The 20,541-nt window shown below is 39.7% G+C and carries 23 protein-coding genes and 2 pseudogenes; 20 read left to right on the top strand and 5 right to left on the bottom strand.

The window, feature by feature from the left end:
• The first annotated feature begins 46 nt into the window (after positions 1-46).
• The 12 genes and pseudogenes from nrdF to AM592_RS24510 all read left to right on the top strand — a co-directional run.
• The gene (nrdF, locus tag AM592_RS05665; protein WP_053602889.1) at positions 47-1,042 is read left to right on the top strand and encodes a class 1b ribonucleoside-diphosphate reductase subunit beta; all 996 of its coding nucleotides are present in this window, start codon (positions 47-49) and stop codon (positions 1,040-1,042) included.
• A 36-nt stretch (positions 1,043-1,078) separates the two neighbouring features.
• Entirely contained in the window at positions 1,079-1,696 is a 618-nt protein-coding gene (locus tag AM592_RS05670; RefSeq protein ID WP_053602890.1) for a hypothetical protein, read from the top strand.
• Between the two features lie 208 nt (positions 1,697-1,904).
• Entirely contained in the window at positions 1,905-2,879 is a 975-nt protein-coding gene (gene spoVK, locus AM592_RS05675) for a stage V sporulation protein K (RefSeq protein WP_053602891.1), read from the top strand.
• A gap of 111 nt (positions 2,880-2,990) precedes the next feature.
• On the top strand, positions 2,991-4,253 hold the full coding sequence (gene hflX / locus AM592_RS05680; protein WP_053606001.1) for a GTPase HflX: 1,263 nt from the start codon (positions 2,991-2,993) through the stop codon (positions 4,251-4,253).
• Between the two features lie 32 nt (positions 4,254-4,285).
• Entirely contained in the window at positions 4,286-5,536 is a 1,251-nt protein-coding gene (locus AM592_RS05685) for a methionine gamma-lyase family protein (protein WP_053606002.1), read from the top strand.
• Between the two features lie 114 nt (positions 5,537-5,650).
• Positions 5,651-6,052, top strand: coding sequence for a MerR family transcriptional regulator (locus tag AM592_RS05690; RefSeq protein WP_053602892.1), 402 nt, complete (start codon positions 5,651-5,653; stop codon positions 6,050-6,052).
• 57 nt (positions 6,053-6,109) lie between these two features.
• Positions 6,110-7,447, top strand: coding sequence for a type I glutamate--ammonia ligase (glnA, locus tag AM592_RS05695; RefSeq protein WP_053602893.1), 1,338 nt, complete (start codon positions 6,110-6,112; stop codon positions 7,445-7,447).
• A gap of 751 nt (positions 7,448-8,198) precedes the next feature.
• A pseudogene (locus tag AM592_RS24505) lies at positions 8,199-8,368 on the top strand (IS3 family transposase); the annotation flags it as partial.
• Between the two features lie 357 nt (positions 8,369-8,725).
• Positions 8,726-9,253, top strand: a complete 528-nt coding sequence (locus AM592_RS05705) for an RNA polymerase sigma factor (protein ID WP_053602895.1) — start codon at positions 8,726-8,728, stop codon at positions 9,251-9,253.
• Positions 9,237-9,992 carry a DUF4367 domain-containing protein gene (locus AM592_RS05710; protein WP_053602896.1) on the top strand — a complete coding sequence of 252 codons (756 nt, stop codon included), beginning with the start codon at positions 9,237-9,239 and terminating at the stop codon, positions 9,990-9,992. Before AM592_RS05705 ends, AM592_RS05710 begins: the two co-directional genes overlap by 17 nt.
• 178 nt (positions 9,993-10,170) lie before the next feature.
• Entirely contained in the window at positions 10,171-10,554 is a 384-nt protein-coding gene (locus AM592_RS05715) for a hypothetical protein (protein WP_053602897.1), read from the top strand.
• A gap of 166 nt (positions 10,555-10,720) precedes the next feature.
• A pseudogene (locus AM592_RS24510) lies at positions 10,721-10,844 on the top strand (IS3-like element ISBth8 family transposase); the annotation flags it as partial.
• 271 nt (positions 10,845-11,115) lie between these two features.
• Here AM592_RS24510 and comJ read toward each other — a convergent pair.
• The 3 genes from comJ to AM592_RS05730 all read right to left on the bottom strand — a co-directional run bounded on the left by comJ (position 11,116) and on the right by AM592_RS05730 (position 13,216).
• Positions 11,116-11,604: a competence protein ComJ gene (gene comJ / locus AM592_RS05720; protein ID WP_053602898.1), complete on the bottom strand. Its 489-nt coding sequence runs from the start codon at positions 11,602-11,604 to the stop codon at positions 11,116-11,118.
• Positions 11,605-11,652: 48 nt separating this feature from the next.
• The gene (locus AM592_RS05725; protein ID WP_376773347.1) at positions 11,653-12,039 is read right to left on the bottom strand and encodes a NucA/NucB deoxyribonuclease domain-containing protein; all 387 of its coding nucleotides are present in this window, start codon (positions 12,037-12,039) and stop codon (positions 11,653-11,655) included.
• 457 nt (positions 12,040-12,496) lie between these two features.
• On the bottom strand, positions 12,497-13,216 hold the full coding sequence (locus tag AM592_RS05730) for a DUF421 domain-containing protein (RefSeq protein ID WP_053602900.1): 720 nt from the start codon (positions 13,214-13,216) through the stop codon (positions 12,497-12,499).
• 200 nt (positions 13,217-13,416) lie between these two features.
• On the opposite strand from AM592_RS05730, the gene AM592_RS05735 reads away from it, so the two are divergent.
• A complete protein-coding gene (locus AM592_RS05735) occupies positions 13,417-14,073 on the top strand; it encodes an SGNH/GDSL hydrolase family protein (RefSeq protein ID WP_053602901.1) in 657 nt (218 codons plus the stop codon).
• A 164-nt stretch (positions 14,074-14,237) separates the two neighbouring features.
• On the opposite strand, the gene lexA is transcribed toward AM592_RS05735, so the two are convergent.
• The gene (gene lexA, locus AM592_RS05740) at positions 14,238-14,858 is read right to left on the bottom strand and encodes a transcriptional repressor LexA (protein ID WP_053602902.1); all 621 of its coding nucleotides are present in this window, start codon (positions 14,856-14,858) and stop codon (positions 14,238-14,240) included.
• A 157-nt stretch (positions 14,859-15,015) separates the two neighbouring features.
• Between lexA and yneA the strand changes: the two genes are divergently transcribed.
• The 6 genes from yneA (at position 15,016) to AM592_RS05770 (ending at position 19,388) form a co-directional block, all read left to right on the top strand.
• Positions 15,016-15,327, top strand: a complete 312-nt coding sequence (yneA, locus tag AM592_RS05745) for a cell division suppressor protein YneA (protein ID WP_053602903.1) — start codon at positions 15,016-15,018, stop codon at positions 15,325-15,327.
• A gap of 20 nt (positions 15,328-15,347) precedes the next feature.
• Positions 15,348-16,013 carry a YneB family resolvase-like protein gene (locus AM592_RS05750; RefSeq protein ID WP_053602904.1) on the top strand — a complete coding sequence of 222 codons (666 nt, stop codon included), beginning with the start codon at positions 15,348-15,350 and terminating at the stop codon, positions 16,011-16,013.
• Between the two features lie 74 nt (positions 16,014-16,087).
• On the top strand, positions 16,088-16,318 hold the full coding sequence (locus AM592_RS05755) for a DUF896 domain-containing protein (RefSeq protein ID WP_053602905.1): 231 nt from the start codon (positions 16,088-16,090) through the stop codon (positions 16,316-16,318).
• A 161-nt stretch (positions 16,319-16,479) separates the two neighbouring features.
• Positions 16,480-18,486: a transketolase gene (tkt, locus tag AM592_RS05760; protein ID WP_053602906.1), complete on the top strand. Its 2,007-nt coding sequence runs from the start codon at positions 16,480-16,482 to the stop codon at positions 18,484-18,486.
• Between the two features lie 151 nt (positions 18,487-18,637).
• A complete protein-coding gene (gene sirA, locus AM592_RS05765) occupies positions 18,638-19,117 on the top strand; it encodes a sporulation inhibitor of replication protein SirA (protein WP_053602907.1) in 480 nt (159 codons plus the stop codon).
• Positions 19,118-19,169: 52 nt separating this feature from the next.
• A complete protein-coding gene (locus AM592_RS05770; RefSeq protein ID WP_053602908.1) occupies positions 19,170-19,388 on the top strand; it encodes a YneF family protein in 219 nt (72 codons plus the stop codon).
• Positions 19,389-19,450: 62 nt separating this feature from the next.
• Here AM592_RS05770 and AM592_RS23115 read toward each other — a convergent pair whose 3' ends face one another.
• A complete protein-coding gene (locus AM592_RS23115; RefSeq protein WP_082363761.1) occupies positions 19,451-19,609 on the bottom strand; it encodes an aspartyl-phosphate phosphatase Spo0E family protein in 159 nt (52 codons plus the stop codon).
• Positions 19,610-19,785: 176 nt separating this feature from the next.
• On the opposite strand from AM592_RS23115, the gene AM592_RS05775 reads away from it, so the two are divergent.
• Positions 19,786-20,496, top strand: coding sequence for a cytochrome c biogenesis protein CcdA (locus AM592_RS05775; RefSeq protein ID WP_053602909.1), 711 nt, complete (start codon positions 19,786-19,788; stop codon positions 20,494-20,496).
• Positions 20,497-20,541: the final 45 nt, after the last annotated feature.

A 20,541-nucleotide genomic window follows, 5' to 3' on the forward strand; every position in this document is an offset into this window, starting at 1 on the left:
AAACCGGCTGCTAAAAAAGCGGGTAAGCAAAAGGAGAGACAAAAGATTGACGAAAATTTATGACGCTGCGAACTGGTCAAAGCACGAAGATGACTTTACACAAATGTTCTATAACCAAAATGTGAAGCAATTTTGGCTGCCTGAGGAAATTTCTTTAAATGGAGATTTGTTAACGTGGAAATATCTCGGTGCAAATGAGCAGGACACATACATGAAGGTGCTTGCAGGACTGACTCTTCTTGATACAGAGCAAGGCAACACCGGTATGCCAATCATCGCGGAGCACGTTCAAGGCCACCAGCGAAAAGCGGTGCTGAACTTTATGGCAATGATGGAAAACGCGGTCCATGCCAAATCATATTCGAATATTTTTATGACTCTTGCTCCGACCGAGACCATTAATGAGGTATTTGAGTGGGTAAAAGAAAACAAATACTTGCAAAAAAAGGCTGAGATCATCGTAGGAATTTATGAAAAGATCAAAAAGGATGACGAGATTTCATTATTTAAAGCCATGGTCGCTTCGGTTTATTTAGAGAGCTTTTTGTTCTACAGCGGCTTCTATTATCCTCTTTATTTCTATGGACAGGGCAAGCTGATGCAAAGCGGCGAGATCATTAATTTGATTCTTCGCGATGAATCGATTCACGGAGTATATGTCGGCCTGCTTGCTCAAGAAATTTATAGAAAGCAACCTGAAGAGGTCAAGGAAGAGCTGAAGACTTTTTCTCTCGAGCTGTTAGACACCCTTTATCAAAACGAGCTTGCATATACAGAGGATATTTATGACCAGGTTGAGCTTTCCCACGACGTGAAAAAATTTATCCGCTACAATGCAAACAAAGCGCTGATGAACCTTGGCTTCGATCCTTATTTTGAGGATGAAGAGATCAACCCAATCGTATTAAACGGGCTGAATACGAAGACGAAGTCCCATGATTTCTTCAGCATGAAGGGCAACGGCTACAAAAAAGCAACCGTGGAACCGATAAAGGACGAGGATTTTTACTTTACAGAAAAGGAAAAACAAGAGCAGGTGTAACATCTGCTCTTTTTACATGTACTGGAGGTAACAACGATGGGAAAAATGGATGAAATCATTTTAGTCGTACCAAGAAAAGAAGTATTTGCTGATGAAACGCTAACATTCCAAGGGCTTACGGGCAATGAGGAATTGGTTTCGAAAATTATGGGGCAAATTGCCGAGCATTTTTCCGAAATGAGAAGAGGCGATGCAGAGGAAGCGCCGGAATTCAAACAGCCGATACCTTATGTAGTGATTAAACGCAAGGATGAAGTATTTGTTTATGAAAGACTTTCAGGCGGCGGAGAAGCAAGGCTGCATAATAAGCTTTCGTTAGGCTTTGGCGGGCATATGAATATGGAGCCCGGTCAATCCTTTCAAGAGCTATTGAAAATCAATACAGATCGTGAGCTTGAAGAAGAGCTCATTATAAATGAACCGGACAAGCTCGGAATGACAGCTATCGGTTTAATCAACGATGACGAAACAAATGTGGGCGCCGTCCATATCGGAATTTTATCCGCTCTTGAGCTAAAAGACGATGCCGCTGTTGCTGTTCGAGAAACCGAACAAATCCGGGGGTACTGGCTGCCCGTATCAGAATTGAAGAAAAAAGACCTTTATAACAGACTGGAAACATGGTCACAGTTTGTCGTTGATATTCTTTCGTAACCAATTAACAAAGGCCTCTCATTGAAGAGGCTGTTTTTTTTGTAATAAGTAAGTATGCATTTACATATATATCAATCTCTATGATCCAATTAAATGGGGTTTGCCCAGGCTTTTCGTGAATACAATAGGAGTAGCCTTAAAAGAACATAGGCATTTGTCACGGATGCATTCGAAATCGCATAGACTAATGTGTGAGGTGAACACTGGGATGGAGAGAGCGGTAACGTATAAAGAAAATGGCCAAATCAATATTATTCTTAATGGGCAAAAAAATGTTCTTGATCAAAAAGAAGCTGAAGCGGAATATCAAAAAGCCATGCAAAAAAATGAGACGAAGCACGGAATTTTAAGGGAAATTGAAAAGGAACTGGGAACTCTCGTAGGGATGGAAGAAATGAAAAAGAATATTAAAGAGATCTACGCTTGGATCTTTATTAATAAAAAGCGCGAAGAACAAGGGTTAAAAGCGGGCAAGCAAGCACTCCATATGATGTTCAAAGGCAATCCTGGAACGGGAAAAACGACGGTCGCCAGACTAGTGGGAAAGCTATTTTTTGAAATGAACGTTCTTACCAAAGGCCATTTGATCGAAGCGGAACGTGCAGATTTGGTCGGGGAGTACATTGGGCACACCGCGCAAAAGACTAGGGATTTGATAAAGAAAGCAATGGGGGGCATTCTTTTTATTGATGAAGCCTATTCTCTTGCAAGAGGCGGAGAAAAGGATTTCGGAAAAGAAGCAATCGATACGTTAGTGAAGCATATGGAAGATAAGCAGCACGAATTTATTCTCATCCTGGCAGGCTATTCGAGAGAAATGGAACAGTTTTTGCTGCTGAATCCAGGTCTTCAATCTAGATTTCCGATCAATATCGATTTTCCGGACTATACCGTTCAGCAGTTGATGGAAATTTCAAAACGGATGATGTCAGAGCGTGAATACCAGTTCAGTTCAGAAGCAGAGTGGAAGCTTAAGGATCACTTAATGACGGTTAAAAGCACGACCAGCCCGGAAAAGTTCAGCAACGGCCGTTACGTGCGCAACATTATTGAAAAATCGATCCGTTCTCAGGCGATGAGACTGCTCATGGGTGATTCCTATTTACGGAGTGACTTAATGACAATAATGAGCCAAGATATAACTTTTAAGGAAGAACACGCGACATCTGCTGATAATTTGTAACCTGCTGTCTTCACGATCGGCGGGTTTTCTTTTGCAGAAGATTTCTGGCAACTGAAGTCACAGTCTGATAAGATTAATCTATTCGGAAGTAACAAGGAAAGGAACATGTATTTGAACCTATTAGACGATATTCATGAAAAGGTCATACTTGTTGGCTGCCAGCTGCCCCATGTGTCAGATGAACGATTTGAGTACTCGATGGAAGAGCTTTCTTCTTTAACGAAAACAGCACAAGGAGAGGTTGTCTCCATTTTTACTCAAAAACGTCATTCTCCTGATTCCTCTACATTCATTGGAAAAGGAAAACTCGAGGAGCTTGCTGCATTCACGAAAGAATCGGGTGTGGATCTGGTCATTTTTAATGATGAGCTTTCGCCAAGCCAGCTAAGGGTATTAGCTTCCACGATTGAAGCGAAAGTGATTGATCGTACACAGTTAATATTAGATATTTTTGCGGGTAGAGCACGAACACGAGAAGGCAAGCTGCAAATCGAACTTGCCCAGTTAAAATATATGTTGCCGCGTCTGGTTGGCCAAGGGATGAACTTATCTCGCCTGGGCGGTGGAATCGGAACACGAGGACCAGGTGAAACGAAGCTTGAAACTGACAGGCGCTATATTCGCAGCAGAATCCATGAAATAGAATCGCAGCTGCAAACTGTCGTCAGGCACAGAAGCAGGTACCGTGATCGACGGAAGAAAAATGGCGTTCTGCAAGCAGCTCTTGTTGGATATACGAACGCAGGGAAATCGACGTGGTTTAATAAGCTGACAAGCTCAGAAAGCTTTGAAGAGGACTTGTTATTTGCCACGCTTGACCCAATGACAAGAAGGATGGAGCTGGAGAATGGTTATACTCTTTTATTGTCAGATACAGTTGGCTTCATACAAGATTTGCCGACGACGCTTATCGCTGCTTTTCGTTCTACATTAGAAGAAGTGAGGGAAGCGGACGTCATCCTGCACGTCGTCGACTCCTCAAATGAAGATAATATAGGGCATCAAGCGACAGTGAAAAATCTTTTAACCGAGCTAGAAGCAGATAAAATTCCGCGGCTGACCGTCTATAATAAGAGAGATAAAAAAACGGAGGAATTTATTCCTTCCCATGAAGAAAATTATGTATTGGTGAGCGTAAAAGATGAAAATGATGGGACAAGACTGAAAAAGCAAATGGAGTCCTTCATGAAGGAAGAACTGTTTGTTCCTTATTCTGTGAGAATTCCAGCAGATCATGGCAAGCTGATTGCTGAAATGAAATCTTCAACGATGATTGAAGGCACCACCTTCATTGAAGAACCTGAAGTATATCATATCAGCGGCTTTGCCCATCCGAACCACCGAATCTACGGGGAGCTAAAAAAGTTTGAGTAAGAAAGGAAAGCTGTATGTATTTACAACACGAGATGTTTGATGAGAAGATAAGGAAGGTTGCTGAAGAAACTGAGAAAGAGATTGCTCCCATCCATCAAAAAATCGAAGAAATTACTGAGTATAATGAACTTAGGGTGCTTGATAGCTTTAGAAAACATAAGGTGAGTGACTCGCATTTCAACCCTTCCACCGGATACGGATACGATGACGCGGGACGAGATACACTGGAACAGATTTATGCCGATGTTTTTGGCGGGGAAGCAGGACTCGTGCGGCCGCAGATTATATCCGGCACACATGCGATTGGGATTGCGTTATTCGGCGTCTTGCGGCCCGGAGATGAGCTCCTCTATATGACAGGAAAGCCATATGATACACTTGAAGAAATTGTTGGTATACGAGGAGAAAAAAATTCTGGGTCTCTAAAGGATTTCAATATCGGTTATCGATCTATCGAATTAAAGTCCGATGGGAAAATAGATTATGACGCAGTTTCAAAAGCAGTAAATAAACATACGAAAGTCATTGGCATCCAGCGTTCAAAAGGGTATGCCAACCGTCCTTCATTTACAATTGATGAAATTGAGGAAATGATTCGTTATGTAAAAGAATTAAAGGAAGATCTTATTGTATTTGTTGATAACTGCTACGGTGAATTTGCGGAAACAAAAGAACCGTCCCATGTCGGAGCCGATTTAATTGCCGGGTCATTAATAAAAAATCCAGGCGGGGGCCTTGCGAAAACGGGCGGATACCTCGTCGGGAAAGCCGATTTGATCAAAGCTTGCTCTTACCGGATGACAACACCCGGGATAGGCAGTGAAGCAGGAGCCTCGCTTTTTGCATTGCAGGAAATGTATCAAGGCTTTTTCTTGGCTCCCCATGTGGTCGGACAGGCATTAAAAGGTGCTGTATTTACTTCGAGGCTGTTTGAAAAGCTTGGACTCAAAACGAATCCTGACTGGAATTCAAAGCGCACAGATTTAATTCAATCCATCGAATTTCATAATGCGGAAATGATGATCGAATTTTGCCAAGCCATTCAACGTTTTTCCCCGATAAACTCGCATGTCACTCCGTATCCAAGCTATATGCCGGGTTACGAGGATGACGTAATTATGGCTGCAGGGACTTTTGTACAAGGGGCAAGTATCGAATTATCGGCAGATGGTCCTGTAAAACCGCCGTATGTTACGTATATTCAAGGGGGACTTACATATTCTCATGTAAAAACCGCTGTCTGCGGGGGAGTACAATCGCTCTTGGATAAAGGTCTATTGTGAATACTTATTAGTACTAAAAGAATAAAAACGGTGTAAAGATTCCTTACATATTGTTGACACATAATATAACATCAAATATAATGAAATCATGTGATAGAGAAGGAGGAAATTGAGATGAGTGATCAAATTCGCCGCTCAATGCCTTTATTTCCAATGGGAGTTGTGATGCAGTTAACTGAGTTATCTGCAAGACAAATTCGATATTATGAGGAAAATGAATTAGTATTTCCTTCCAGAAGTGAAGGGAACCGACGTTTATTTTCTTTTAATGATGTCGATAAATTATTGGAAATTAAACATCTGATCGACCAAGGTGTGAATATGGCAGGTATAAAACAAATATTTGCCAAAGCACAAAAAGAGAAAATGGGCAATGATAAGTCTGAAAAGACATTAAAACACAACATGTCCGATGAAGAATTACGTAAGATTTTGAAGAACGAGCTTATTCAAGCAGGACGCTTCCAAAAAGGCCAAACGACACGCCAAGGAGATATGTCCAGGTTCTTCCGTTAACATTATTAGCAACTGCATTGCTATATACATTTACCTTTAGAGGAGGAGTTTTGCGAAATGGCAAAGTATACTAGAGAAGATATTGTCAAATTAGTAAACGAGGAAAACGTAAAGTATATCCGTCTGCAATTTACAGACATTTTAGGAACAATTAAAAACGTAGAAATTCCTGTTAGCCAGCTTGAAAAAGCGCTTGACAACAAGTGCATGTTTGATGGTTCTTCTATCGAAGGGTTCGTAAGAATTGAAGAATCTGACATGTATTTATACCCGGATTTAAATACTTTTGTCATTTTCCCTTGGACTGCTGAAAAAGGTAAAGTAGCCCGTTTTATTTGTGACATTTACAGCCCGGATGGTACACCGTTTGAAGGGGATCCGCGTAACAACCTAAAACGAATCTTGAAAGAAATGGAAGAATTAGGATTCACTGATTTCAACTTAGGGCCTGAGCCTGAATTCTTCTTGTTCAAATTAGATGAAAAAGGAGACCCGACACTAGAGCTTAACGATAAAGGCGGATATTTCGACCTTGCTCCAACTGACCTTGGTGAAAACTGCCGTCGTGATATCGTTCTTGAGCTTGAAGAAATGGGATTTGAAATCGAAGCGTCTCACCATGAAGTTGCTCCTGGTCAGCACGAAATTGATTTTAAATATGCCGGTGCCCTTCGTTCATGCGATGACATCCAAACGTTTAAACTTGTTGTTAAAACAATTGCCCGCAAACACGGTTTGCATGCGACATTCATGCCTAAACCATTGTTTGGCGTAAACGGATCTGGTATGCACTGTAACCTTTCCCTATTTAAAGAGGGAGGAGTAAACGCATTTTATGATGAAAATGGAGAATTGCAATTAAGCGAAACTGCTAGACACTTTATCGCTGGAATTATTAAGCATGCTACAAGCTTTACAGCAGTAACAAACCCAACGGTAAACTCTTACAAACGTTTGGTTCCTGGATACGAAGCTCCATGTTATGTCGCTTGGAGTGCACGTAACAGAAGCCCGTTAATTCGTATCCCAGCTTCTCGCGGTATAAGTACTCGCGTAGAAGTTCGCAGCGTAGATCCAGCTGCTAACCCATACTTGGCAATGAGTGTTCTTTTAGCTGCTGGTTTAGACGGAATTAAAAATCAATTATCTGCTCCGGCACCAATTGACCGAAACATCTATGTCATGAGCAAAGAAGAGCGTATTGAAAGCGGCATCGTTGATTTACCATCAACTTTGGCACTTGCCTTAGAAGAGCTAAAATCCAATCAAGTTATGGTCGATGCGCTTGGTGAGCATTTATTCGCACACTTCATTGAAGCAAAAGAAATCGAGTGGGATATGTTCCGCACACAAGTACATCCTTGGGAACGCGATCAATATTTAACTCAGTTTTAATAAATCAACCCCTCTTGGCGCTCTATGCGCTGAGGGGTTTTTTATTTGGGGCATGATTTCATATATTCTTTGTTAGCTGGACTGCTGCGCCCTATTTTTATTGTGTGTTTTTCGTATTTTTCAATCGAATCGGATTGGATCTTTTCGCTCGGATGAGATTAGATATCAGATCTGACCTTGAGTTGTGCCCCAATCTTATTTGAGTAAGTTTGCCGCAACGAATGGAAAAGTACACCGGGTAGATATGCTTTTTTGAGAATCCATCTAAATGCAGTAAATAGAGTGGAATTAGCTAAACAACTTCCAACTTCACGGCAAAATACTAAATGTAGATCATGCTTGTATTTTTCTTTAAATTGTTTTAGGCCATATATTTTGGTATCCCCGAATAACTCCTCATCATCTTCTGCTTCATAATCAATCGTATGATCAACCACTATACAGGCGTTGTTTAAATCCGCACCAGCCCATTGTAAAGCGATTGCTCTAATACGCTGACTTACGGGGAAAGTATGGAACAAGATTCGGATATGTTGAAACGGATTTCTCCAGTTGCATGGTAACATTTCAATCTAAATGGAGAAGTTATAGTAGAAGAAACATCGGCTGATTGAATGTGTTGGTATAGTTGTGGAGGGGGATACAAATCAATGACATAATCGCCGAATCTTTTCACGCGATGGGTGATATAAGGACTCAAATCAGCAATATCCCTGTCGTTAATGTCATATCCTTCTAACACAGTTAGTGATACACAGATCAAGGCGGGCATTATCAAATGAAGAAATATCGCTACACGTAAAAGAACCATGGGGTTACCAAAGCATGTCATGTATAGGAATTTGTTATGACAATGCCATTATTGAGAACTTCTTCGGCATTATGAAATCAGAGGTCCTGCCGACAAAACGCGAAAAAAGTACGCTAAGCAGGTTTCCAACCTAAAAAAGCCGATTCCTAAATCGTACAGGGAATCGGCTTTTTTAGGTTGTTATTCAACGATACGATCGGGCGCGATTGTGGAAGAGAATCATATCAAACTTCTAAAGACAGTAGAGCTATCATTCAATCGAGTAATACGAAATCCCTCCTGAGTCATTTACATCTCAGGAGGGATTTTCATAATAAACCTTTTCGGGGGATATGCAAAAATACCCATTATCTTTTTTATTTTTTAGCGACTCTCATTACTTTTTCCAAAATTTTTATAAAAAACAGAACTTTTCTTGGTACATTCCGTCTAAACACTGAGATCTAAAAAAGGGGGAATAACAGTAGGTGAATGGAGATAGCAACAAAGCTATAGTTGAATGGTATGAAGAATACAATGAATCTATATTCAAATTTATTTTCATGATGGTTCAGGATTATCAAATGGCTGAAGACTTAAGACACGAAACCTTTATAAAAGCATTTGTTAATTATCATTCGTTTAAAGAAGAATCTAGTCCCAAAACTTGGTTATACCGAATAGCGCATAATGTAACTGTTGATTTCGTTCGTAAACGGAAACCTTTTATACTCTTAAAAGATGCCTTTCATTTACAGAAAGATACCACAAAAACACCTCATGAATTTTTGCAATTGAAAGAGGATTCTTACGAATTATATCATGCGCTTAGTTCGATTAAAGAATCATATAGAAAAGTGATTATACTTAGAAAAATAAAAGAGTTTTCTATCCAGGAAACGGCATTAATCTTAGGTTGGTCTGAAAGCAAAGTGAAATCGACACTTTTTAGGGCTATTCAAGCTTTAGAAAAACAAATGCTTACGGAGGGCTATTTTAATGAAAAAACAGTATGATTCATGCCTATACGATAATGAATTAAAAAAATTAGACTCTGATTTTATTTGGACAGATGCAAATAACCCAGAATTAAAAGTAAAGTTAATAAGGGATATGAACAAGAGGCAACCTAAATCCAAGTTTACTAATCCACTTGATTATGTATTAAGATTTAGTGCAGTTGCAACTGTATTACTAATTGTATTCATTATTGGAATTCAAGAAATAAAATTAAATCACAACTCTGGTTCAGAAAGTTCTACAGATACTGGAAGAGAATATCCATTTGATATAGAACCAATCAATGGAGATAGATTAATAACATTTACAGTGAGTGAACAAAATCGTATTGAAGGTATAACTATTCCACTAACGAATGAATCAACTATCCCACGGGATATTAGTAAAGAAGTACCATTCATAAGTGGAAAACCAGAAATTGGAGTAACTAAAAATAATGATGATCTAATTTTAGTTAAGGCAGCCTACCCAGTAACAAATGGACAGCCTATTATTGTTAAAGCCACTGAAAATACGTATGGTTCTACTCAGGAAGCAAAAGAAGCACTTGGATTAATGTATCCAAAGTCAAAAAAAATCTCTATTGGAAATAGAGATGCTATCCTTTATAACCCTGGCGATGGAGAAAGCTCTGAGCTACTAATAATTGAGGATAAGTATTTATATTTAATTAAAGGTGAGCATAATGAATCAGCCTTAATTAAAGTTGCTGAACAGATAAATTTTTCTAACTAATACTATTTTAAAATTAGAGGTTGTAAATGGGGTAAGTTATCGTAACCTTTGATTGTGAGCCAAAGCCCAAAACCTTGGGAAGCCCAAGCACCAAAACATGACTCAAAATAGATTATATATGTCCGGAAAAAGAATATTTTTCGGTCTAAACAAAAAATCAAATTGGAGTGATGAAAACATGTCAACACCAAATTCTAATTTCGGAACAAAGGGAAAGACTGGATATAATAGTGAACAGGCGGCTTCTAGGCTGAAAGCTCAACAGGCAGCTAAGGCAGCTAGGCTGACAGTTCAACAGGCAACTAAGGCTGCAAGTCAATTTAGAAAGGCGCTTGAGGCTCTTACTCAGGGAGTGGAGGCAGCTAGTCAGGCAGCTAAGGCAGCTCAAGAAGCAGGTAAGTATGGTAACGGTCAAGCGGGTGAGGCTGCTGGTCGGACAGCTGCGGCTTCTAGTCAGGCGGCTGCGGCAGCTATTCAGCTATCTGAGGCTATTAAACAAGCAGATAAGGCTGCTATAGAAGCAGATAAGTCTGAGTTTGATATTCAGGATAAATCCCTTTAATTTCTTAATGGTGATCGTTCCAGAGAATATCAGGAAGTTATTTGATTTTATAATGACCACACATTTTAGATATGTCTAATATGTGTGGTTCTAATTTATTTCTTATTTAAACATATAAAATTAAAAAGCCTGAATAAAAGAAGCCCTACCACATTTGGTGGGCTTCTTCTCGTACACATCACATGAATATCATCGACTGATGGATCATTTAGGTCTCATAGGGTAGCCATTCCCGAAAAGGAAATTGCCATGATAATGCTTGTTTTGAATCCTTTTTCTCTCAAATAAAGGCTTTTTTATTTTGAACTAGTTGTTTTTTTCTTTGATAACTAACCTAAATATAATTAATTGGCTTATTTTAAGCCATTTTGTTTACATTTATAATTGAATAAAACGGAGAATACATATTAGACATGTATAATAATGTATTTCCTTTTACTTTTATGATTTTTTAAAATTTAGGGTTTGTTTGTTGGATGACCCTTATATAGTTCTTTTTTATTTAGACATGCTAGTATTTTCTATTTTTCTATTTTTTCTGATGGATCGGAAGGGAACTATTCAGACTGCCGCCTTGGCGTCCATAATCAGCGGAAGCTGCGGAGAAAGCTGACCGTCGTGCTTCAAAATTATGGCCTGCGGGTCGGCGGATGGGATAAAGCGGAAGGCGTATCGAATCTTCGGCTTTCCTTTTTCCTCCACTTTCAACGGGATGGCCTCAAACAAGAGAGTGTATAGGCCATCCGGGATTTTGTAATCGAACGTCTTGGACAAAATGCTGCCGATCGTGATCCCTTCTCTACCCACTTCGAACGGCACTGCAATGGCTCTCACCGAATCTTCCCCCGAAGATACCCTGTTCTCGATCGACACTTCAATTTCGCTATTCACATCACCCAATGTACCAAATGCAACGCTACCTGGTCTCCAGGCGAATCCTTGTCTGATGTGACCATCCGTCCAATCCGGGAAAGGATTGTCCAAGTTTTTCCGATAGACGGCAATTTGGGAGTACGATATGAGAAGCTGATGCACGGGCCATTTTTTCATGGATTAAGCCTCCTAATATGAGAAGAAGAGCCCTGTATTACAAGGCCCCTAATACGACATAACGAATTTGACACGGGTTCCGTCCGGATACGATTCTAGTTGGTTTCCGACCCAAGCGCCCGCTCCGCGGTTGTCGGAGGAAGGAACATAGCGGACGCTTGCACCGTATCCGCCTTCTTCGCACTTCGCCATCGGCCATTCGTCGCGGTCGTAAACTGATTTCGTAGGAATGCCCGCCAGCGATTGTTCGCGTCGCTCTTCAGCGCCGTCACGTTCGATCGTGCAGACGGACGGGTGTCCGGCCATGGCGTCGCGGACGTGGTCTCCCGTGTAAGGATACCGATAGAAAGGGAAATTAAGAGTCACGTCATAGCCTGTTGCCGCTTCTGCCTGCGTCGTATGTACGGCAAACAGACCGACAAGACAGCCAACCAGCGTAGCCACAGTCAAAAAAACAGAGAGTAGTACGGCATTACGTTTTTTCACGTCAATCCCTCCAATTTCGATTTCAGGGCAGTTCTTGGACTGCCCAAAATAAACTCTACTGGAGGAATGTAAAACAGGTGTCAACATCAAATGAAGATTATTTAAACCTTTCCAGGGAATGTAATTTTGGTTAATATGTAAGGGCTTTTTTTCTGTCAAGGTGCGCAAACGCCATACAATTCACAAGTTCAGAAAGGGCAGGAGCTGCCATTCAGCCTTATCCAATTTAAAAACAAAATGAATCATTCAATTGGATAAATAAAGAGCGTGTTTTGATAAATCTTTTCAAAACAATTTGTATAGATAATGGTTGTTGTTGTGTTGATCCTTTCTCTAGCCTAAGCCAACCAAAAAACAGATAGACATGTTACACTCCGGGCATAAAATTATAAACAAGTTATGGTGCTTAAAGTTTGTTATTCTCTATAGTGTTAACGGTTAGTGAATGATCTGTGCCTCTAACTGAAGCGTAAATTATATGTTTTATTTGCTGGTATCCATTCGCCGCCAATTCCTTTTTTAACCATTCATCGTTCTTATTAATTAATTTTAAATTTTTCTTTTGAATCTTCCCCTCAATCACAACGGCAATTGGCAATCCTTTGTATTCAACATTTATATGTAAATCCTTCGGAGTAACGGGCACTAACTCTTTTTTAGGTAATATGCTGATTTCCCCATTAGGTTCCAATATCGCATATTCAATATCTTGGATATCCGGGTATCCTGACGCTCTTAGATTCGATAATAATTCTGCCAATGAATATTTGTTCTTCCTTAAGTTATTGTATATAACCTCGCTATGTTTAATAAGAATTGTCGGATTCCCAATAATAAATTGATTAATCCAATTGTACAAGCTTAGCTTTGAAATAATCAGGTGCACACACGTAACGACAATCATACCAATCAGCGCTTGTACAATTCCGTCTATTTTAATTGCTTCAAAAGCTAAATAAGATAAAAAAATGATTGCTCCAAAATCGTAGGGAGTAAGCTGTGCAAGAGCAGATTTCCCCAAAAATTTCACTGCAAAAATAAATACAACAAAGATAAATATTAAATTGACGACAAAAGAAAACACTTCTAACACCTCGTTTGACGAAATGACAGATAGGAAATCCATGATGGCAAAGAGTCGACTATCTTTCATTTTCCAAGTTGTTCATATAATTAACTACTAAAAGAATTATATACAATTGGGAATTTTTCATGATGGCGAGTTTAGAATGCAAAAAAGATTTTCAAAAATGAAGAATAAATAATATGATGAATGTATGAGGAAGTAATAACAAGAACTTTTCTGAGAACGGGGGCAGGTTGAGTATGAATACATTAAGCAAGTGGGAAAACAAGGTATGGCTTACATTAGGGGATAGCATTACAGAATTTGACCAGACCTTTTACAACGGTGTATTTCTTCGCGGGTATCAAACGATCATGAAGGAAACTATGGGGTTTGCAGAATATATCAATCGAGGAGTTTCCGGAAAAACGATGACCGCCAATGATGAAGGTTCAACTCATGTAGTAGGAGAGGCACAAAATCTGAATAATATTGATGTCATCACAATTTTTGCTGGAACGAACGATTATAAATTAAACAAGCCAATCGGATCATTAGGAGCAATTGGCGATACGGAATTTGATACTTTTACGTTTTACGGCGCTTATCGCTCATTACTTGAAAACCTTCTAACGAGAAAACCAACTATAAAAATCTATTTATGGACTCCGTTACAAAGGGACAATGCTGGATATGATGTGAATTACATAAATCCAGCAGGCCATAAGCTGATTGATTATGTAAATGCCATAAAAGCAGTTGGCCAGATGTATGCCGTGCCGGTCCTAGACTTATATTCTGTAAGCGGTATCACAAAGCTGACCTTAAATACATATACTTGGGACGGCCTTCATCCAAACAATAACGGTTATGAGCGTATTGCTGAGATCGCCAAAGGCTTTATGGAAGTGAATTAAGTGAATTAAGCTCATAAAAAGAGAGAGGTGATAGATTCATTTCATTTAACACGACAGATTCAATTGTTTCTAAATTCATGATGCGCAAAAGGCAACTTAATTGAATTCCTTTAAGATATTTTAAATAAAGAAAGAAGTGCGAATTTTCTGCACTTCTTTCTTTATTAATGAATCGTTCTGTATACGCCGATTACTTTCCCTAAAATACTGACATTTTGTAAAATGATTGGCTCCATCAGTGAATTTTCAGGCTGCAAGCGAATGTAATTATCTTCCCTGAAAAAACGTTTTACTGTCGCTTCATCATCATCCGTCATCGCAACTACAATATCCCCGTTGTTTGCAGTGGTTTGCTGCTTAACAATAACGTAATCCTTATCAAGAATTCCGGCTTCAATCATACTTTCACCCATAATTTCCAACATAAATACATTTTCATCAGGAGGAACAAGGCGATCTGGCAGCGGGAAATATTCCTCGATATTTTCTACGGCAGTAATTGGGCTTCCAGCAGTTACCTTACCGATTACTGGTACAGTAACGACCTGGCTCTGAGGGATTTGGACTACCTCGTCCTCCAAAACTTCAATTGCTCTAGGCTTGGTAGGATCACGCCTGATCAACCCTTTTGTTTCGAGCCTTGCTAAATGTCCGTGCACAGTGGAACTTGAAGCAAGGCCGACTGCTTCACCGATTTCTCTAACAGAGGGCGGATAACCTTTGCGTTTAACCTCTTCTTTTATAAATTGCAATATATCGAGTTGCCTTTTTGAGAGCTTTGACAAAATATTCACCTCTGTACGTCTATTTTACACAAATTATAGCATGTTTTTCCTTAAAGTACAAACATAGGTTCGAAAAAAACGATTGACAGAAACATTTGTTCCCCCTTATACTGAAAATAATCATACGAACACACATTCTATCAAGGGGGAGATCAGCGTGAAGAAGGAATCATTTATTTTTTTCTGTCTATTTGCTTTCACTTTATGCGTGTCTATATCTTTTATATCTTTCTTAGGGAAAAGCAGCAGTGATGAGAATTATGTTAAGATTGAAGTTCAAGAAGGTGACAGTCTTTGGAACTTAGCTGAATTGATGGAGGATAAACAGTCATTGAGCAAACAAGCTTTTATTGAGTGGGTAACTGAAAGAAACCATTTGACCACGGATTCTATTAAACCAGGTGATATTTTGGTGCTGCCCGTTGAAAAGGAACATCCGTCCACATATCAGCTCGCTACTGTCGAATGACCGGAGGATAAGCAGAGAAGATGAAAACAGCAATTATTTATGCTCGTGTGAGCACAACAAAAGAACAGCAGGAAACCTCTTTAAAAAGGCAGCTGGAGGAGCTGGCAGGACTAGCTGCTGAAAACAATATGACAGTTGTTCGGACAATATCAGAAAAAGCCAGCGGCTACGATCTAGACCGGCAGGGTGTGTTTGAGCTGCTTGACAGTATGAAAGAATTTAAGGCAGATGCTGTGCTAATCCAGGATGAAACAAGGCTGGGAAGAGGAAATGCTAAAATCGCCCTTTTGCATTGTATATATAAAGAAGGTGCAAGGATTTTTTCAATTTCCCATCGAGGGGAGCTTGAGCTCTCGGAGGCTGATTCTATGGTTTTAGAGATTGTTAGTATTGTCGAAGAGTATCAACGCAAACTGCATAACCTCAAAATAAAAAGGGGTATGAAAAAGGCTGTAAAAAATGGCTATCGCCCGCAAGATCACTTAGTTCCTTTTCATGACGGTACAGGAAAAGAACGAAAGGATGTACCGCTGGAGGAAATCGTTCGGTTACGGGCACGAAAGCTGACGTTCCATGAGATTGCTGCTACGTTAAGAGGGGTTGGCTATGACGTTTCGAAAGCCACTGTCCATCGTCGGTACCAGGAATACATACAAAAAGAGGAGCAAACGAACGAACGCCCATAACCTAAAACCGTTTGGTTGAAATTTGCATTCTTATTTAGTAGGATGTATGAATAAACCACTTGAAGGAGAAGGTTATGCTTTCCAAAGATAAGATTGCCAGAATAAATGAACTTTCAAATAAGTCAAAGTCAGGACAAATTACAGCTGAAGAGCAGGCTGAACAGAAGAAATTGCGTGAAGAATATTTAAAAAGCTTCCGTTCTTCTATGAAAAAAACGTTAAAAGGCGTTACAGTTATTGATCCTAACGGACAGGATGTGACTCCTGAGAAATTAAAAAACGAGAAGCGAAAGGATCTTCATTAATCCGACAGTTCTTTATTCATATTTGCTTTTTCGACTGAGTTTTACTCTCTCTTTAAGGAAATAATTCCTTTTTCTTAAACCACACAAAAAAGTTGTGAAAACATTTAGAGAGTTTTATGATAAAATAGTGTAGTGAATAAAGCACAAGAAAGGGGATAACTATGTCAAATTCAATCGAATCAAAATCTATTGCAACAATTCGGACACTGTCTATAGACGCTGTAGATAAAGCCAACTCTGGCCATCCAGGAATGCCTATGGGAGCTGCTCCAATGACGTATTCTTTATGGGCCAAGCATTTGAATATTAACCCGGAAAATCCTGAATGGTTTAACAGAGACCGTTTTGTTCTTTCAGCAGGTCACGGTTCTGCACTTTTGTACAGCATGCTGCATTTAAGCGGTTTCGATTTGACAATTGATGACCTGAAAAGCTTCAGACAATGGGGAAGCAAGACGCCTGGTCATCCTGAATTCCGCCATACTGCTGGAGTAGATGCAACAACGGGTCCACTTGGACAAGGAATCGGAATGGCAGTCGGAATGGCATTAGCAGAACGTCATTTGGCAGAGACTTACAACCGTGATCATTTTAATATTGTAGATCACTTTACATATGCCATTTGCGGAGATGGAGACTTGATGGAGGGCATTTCTAATGAAGCGGCGTCTTTAGCCGGACATTTAAAATTGGGTCGCCTTATCGTCATGTATGATTCCAATGATATTTCTTTGGACGGAGAACTTCATCAATCCTTCTCAGAGGATGTAAAACAGCGCTTTGAAGCTTTGAATTGGGAAGTACTTTACATCAAAGACGGAAATAATGTTGAAGAAATTTCAGCTGCAATTGAAAAAGCAAAACAAAACCAATCACAGCCTACATTGATTGAAATTAAAACAACCATTGGCTTTGGTTCTCCTAACCGCGCAGGAACATCCGGGGTTCACGGAGCTCCGCTTGGTCTTGATGAAACCAAATTGACAAAAGAAGCCTATAAGTGGACATATGATGAGGATTTTTATGTTCCTTCAGAAGTGTATGACCATTTCCAAACTGAGATTAAGGAATCTGGGAAGAAAAAAGAAAGCGAATGGAACGCGTTATTTTCTGAATATAAAAAAGAATATCCAGAGCTTGCCGCGCTGCTTGAAGCAGGTATAAAAGGAGAGCTTCCGGAAGGCTGGGACAAGGATATCCCTGTATACGAGAAAGGTAGCAAGCTTGCAACAAGAGCTTCTTCCGGAGAGGCACTTAACGGTATTGCAAAGAACCTTCCGTTTTTCTTCGGTGGCTCTGCAGACCTAGCAGGATCCAACAAAACAACAATAAAGAATGCCAAAGATTTTTCAGCTGCTGATTATTCAGGGAAAAATATTTGGTTCGGTGTTCGTGAATTTGCAATGGGAGCCGCTTTGAATGGAATGGCGCTGCATGGCGGATTACGAGTGTTTGCCGGAACGTTCTTTGTATTCTCTGACTACTTGCGTCCAGCTATCCGCCTTGCTTCTCTCATGGGATTGCCTGTTACCTATGTGTTTACTCATGATAGTGTAGCAGTCGGCGAAGATGGACCGACGCATGAGCCGATTGAACAGCTTCCTTCATTACGCGCGATGCCTAATTTGTCAGTTATCCGTCCTGCTGATGCGAATGAAACGGCTGCTGCTTGGAAGCTTGCTGTTTCATCTGAAACGCATCCTACTGCACTTGTTTTGACAAGGCAAAACCTTGAAACGATTGATCAGTCTGCAGACACTGCGTTTGAAGGTGTGTCAAAAGGAGCATACGTTGTCTCTGCAAGTAAAAATGAACAGGCAGATGCTTTGCTTCTTGCTACTGGTTCAGAGGTAAACCTTGCATTAGCCGCACAGGAAGAGCTTGCTAAAGAAAATATCGATGTTTCCGTTGTCAGCATGCCTTCGTGGAATCGGTTTGAAAGCCAATCAGATGAATATAAAGAGTCTGTACTGCCATCACAGGTTACAAAACGTTTAGCGATTGAAATGGCTTCCCCATTTGGTTGGGAAAGGTACACAGGATCAGAGGGAGATATTCTCGGCATCAATCAATTTGGCGCATCTGCTCCTGGTGATACCATTATCAAAGAGTTTGGATTTACAACTTCTAATGTTGTAAACCGAGTTAAAAATCTTTTAAATAAGTAAGTGAGGAAAAAGAGAATGAGTTTTCATTCTCTTTTTTTTGTTCGACAAAAATAGTCTTCTCTCTTGCCACCAAATGACAATCCTTGATTATACTATTTTGTATAATAGAGCTTAAAATGAAGGGTTACCGGCATGAAAGGAGATGCGGGGAATGGACCGTCACTATTACACTTATTTAATCGAGGATGAATTTGCTTCTCACTATTTTGGAAGGGAATCCGTTATGTACCATCTTTTTCGTGACTATCATTGGACAAACCTCACACGGGATGAGTATATACTTGTATCTAAACAAGTGGACTATATTACTAAGCCGATACCTATGCTTTCTATGCATCAAAAATTGAATGTTGAATTGAACCAGCTTGATTTCGTCCAAATTAATTCTTTATACAGAGCAGTAATGCCAAATGGTAGAGGCTGTGCCACATTTATGATGAAGGATCGACATATTGAAGTGCTTGCAAGCGGCGATTATGAAGCGGAAACTATCTTTTTTGAAATATTGCGAAAGATAAGTCCTTGCTTTTTGGCAATGGATTTTAGAACAAATCGTTATGGATGGCTAAACCCAGTAAAAGAAGAAAATTTGTCTAAAAAACAAGAAATCTATGGCGGAAATGTTGTATAATATCCTTTGGTTTAGTACACTTTAATCGAGACAACATGAAGGAGGAAATATTATGGATTTATGGGTTGTCATCCTGGTTGGAGTTCTTGCATTGCTTGCTGGAGTTGCACTCGGGTTTTTTATTGCTCGTAAATATATGATGAGTTATCTTAAAAAGAATCCGCCAATTAATGAGCAAATGCTTCGAATGATGATGATGCAAATGGGCATGAAGCCATCTCAGAAAAAAATTAACCAAATGATGAAAGCTATGAACAACCAAGTGAAATAAATGGTCTGCATATCAATAATCATTAAAAAACCCTTTTTGGGGTTTTTTATTTTTGGAGAACTTTATCTGTCTGACTGGTGTAGTTTTTGATATTCAAGAACTAGATAATCTAATTGCTGGCTGTATTCTAATACAGCCGGCGACTTTATTCCATTCGCTTTAACTACATGTAAAAGCTCGTCTCTTTTTTTCTCAATTTCTGAAAGTAGTTTATTAGTCAACGGACGTTACCTCTCCAATTTCGTAATAGTAATCTTTTATTTTCAAAAGTATAGCGACTTTCTTTGCTCGAATAAAGCGCTTCGGAGAAGATGACAATAAAATGACATGAAATTGTCATGCCATGAAATAATTATGATAGAAGGGTTTCTGGTACACTACATAGAGGGGTGAGGGAATGGGTTCGAATATTAATTATTTTCTTGCGTTGGGGGCAGGTTTTTTGTCATTTATTTCGCCATGCTGTCTGCCGTTATATCCTGCATTTTTGTCTTATATTACGGGAATTAGTACTGGCGATGTCCAAGCAGATAAAACAATGTCCAGCAGAAAAGGGGTACTCCATACGCTTTTTTTCCTAATCGGCTTTTCGATCATTTTTGTGGCCCTTGGGTATAGCACGTCATTCATAGGCGGCTTTTTCTTCCGTTATCAGGAGTTTATTCGTCAACTGGGGGCAATTTTGATTATCTTTTTCGGATTGATCACGCTTGGCGTGTTTAAGCCCGAGTTTATGATGAAGGAGCGCCGCTTCCATCTTAAAAACCGGCCAGCCGGAATCATTGGTTCTGTTGTTATCGGAATGGCGTTTGCAGCTGGATGGACTCCTTGTACAGGTCCGATTCTAGCAGCAGTGATTTCACTAGCTAGTACAAATCCTGGTTCATCAGTACCTTATATGATGTTATACGTCGCAGGCTTTGCCATTCCATTTTTCGTGTTGTCGTTCTTTATTTCAAAATTACAATGGATAAAAAAACATCAGCTGCTGTTCATGCGGACAGGCGGCATCGTTATGATTTTCGTAGGAATCCTGCTTTACTTTGATTGGATGACAAAAATCATTATCCTATTATCAGATGTTTTCGGAGGGTTTACAGGATTTTAGAAAGTTAAAAAACATTCCTTGGATGATTTCGGTTCTATTTTCCTA

The sequence above is a fragment of the Bacillus gobiensis genome (assembly GCF_001278705.1).
Classification (GTDB): domain Bacteria; phylum Bacillota; class Bacilli; order Bacillales; family Bacillaceae; genus Bacillus; species Bacillus gobiensis.

Bases quoted from the DNA above. Each gene is read 5' to 3' on its own strand.
- AM592_RS05710 (WP_053602896.1), top strand. From the start codon at position 9,237: ATGAAAAAACAGTATGATTCATGCCTATACGATAATGAATTAAAAAAA.
- spoVK (WP_053602891.1), top strand. From the start codon at position 1,905: ATGGAGAGAGCGGTAACGTATAAAGAAAATGGCCAAATCAATATTATT.
- AM592_RS05670 (WP_053602890.1), top strand. From the start codon at position 1,079: ATGGGAAAAATGGATGAAATCATTTTAGTCGTACCAAGAAAAGAAGTA.
- sirA (WP_053602907.1), top strand. From the start codon at position 18,638: ATGGACCGTCACTATTACACTTATTTAATCGAGGATGAATTTGCTTCT.
- tkt (WP_053602906.1), top strand. From the start codon at position 16,480: ATGTCAAATTCAATCGAATCAAAATCTATTGCAACAATTCGGACACTG.
- AM592_RS05775 (WP_053602909.1), top strand. From the start codon at position 19,786: ATGGGTTCGAATATTAATTATTTTCTTGCGTTGGGGGCAGGTTTTTTG.
- AM592_RS05685 (WP_053606002.1), top strand. From the start codon at position 4,286: ATGTTTGATGAGAAGATAAGGAAGGTTGCTGAAGAAACTGAGAAAGAG.
- AM592_RS05735 (WP_053602901.1), top strand. From the start codon at position 13,417: ATGAATACATTAAGCAAGTGGGAAAACAAGGTATGGCTTACATTAGGG.
- comJ (WP_053602898.1), bottom strand. From the start codon at position 11,604: ATGAAAAAATGGCCCGTGCATCAGCTTCTCATATCGTACTCCCAAATT.
- AM592_RS05750 (WP_053602904.1), top strand. From the start codon at position 15,348: ATGAAAACAGCAATTATTTATGCTCGTGTGAGCACAACAAAAGAACAG.
- AM592_RS05755 (WP_053602905.1), top strand. From the start codon at position 16,088: ATGCTTTCCAAAGATAAGATTGCCAGAATAAATGAACTTTCAAATAAG.
- AM592_RS05770 (WP_053602908.1), top strand. From the start codon at position 19,170: ATGGATTTATGGGTTGTCATCCTGGTTGGAGTTCTTGCATTGCTTGCT.
- AM592_RS05715 (WP_053602897.1), top strand. From the start codon at position 10,171: ATGTCAACACCAAATTCTAATTTCGGAACAAAGGGAAAGACTGGATAT.
- AM592_RS05690 (WP_053602892.1), top strand. From the start codon at position 5,651: ATGAGTGATCAAATTCGCCGCTCAATGCCTTTATTTCCAATGGGAGTT.
- AM592_RS05730 (WP_053602900.1), bottom strand. From the start codon at position 13,216: ATGGATTTCCTATCTGTCATTTCGTCAAACGAGGTGTTAGAAGTGTTT.
- glnA (WP_053602893.1), top strand. From the start codon at position 6,110: ATGGCAAAGTATACTAGAGAAGATATTGTCAAATTAGTAAACGAGGAA.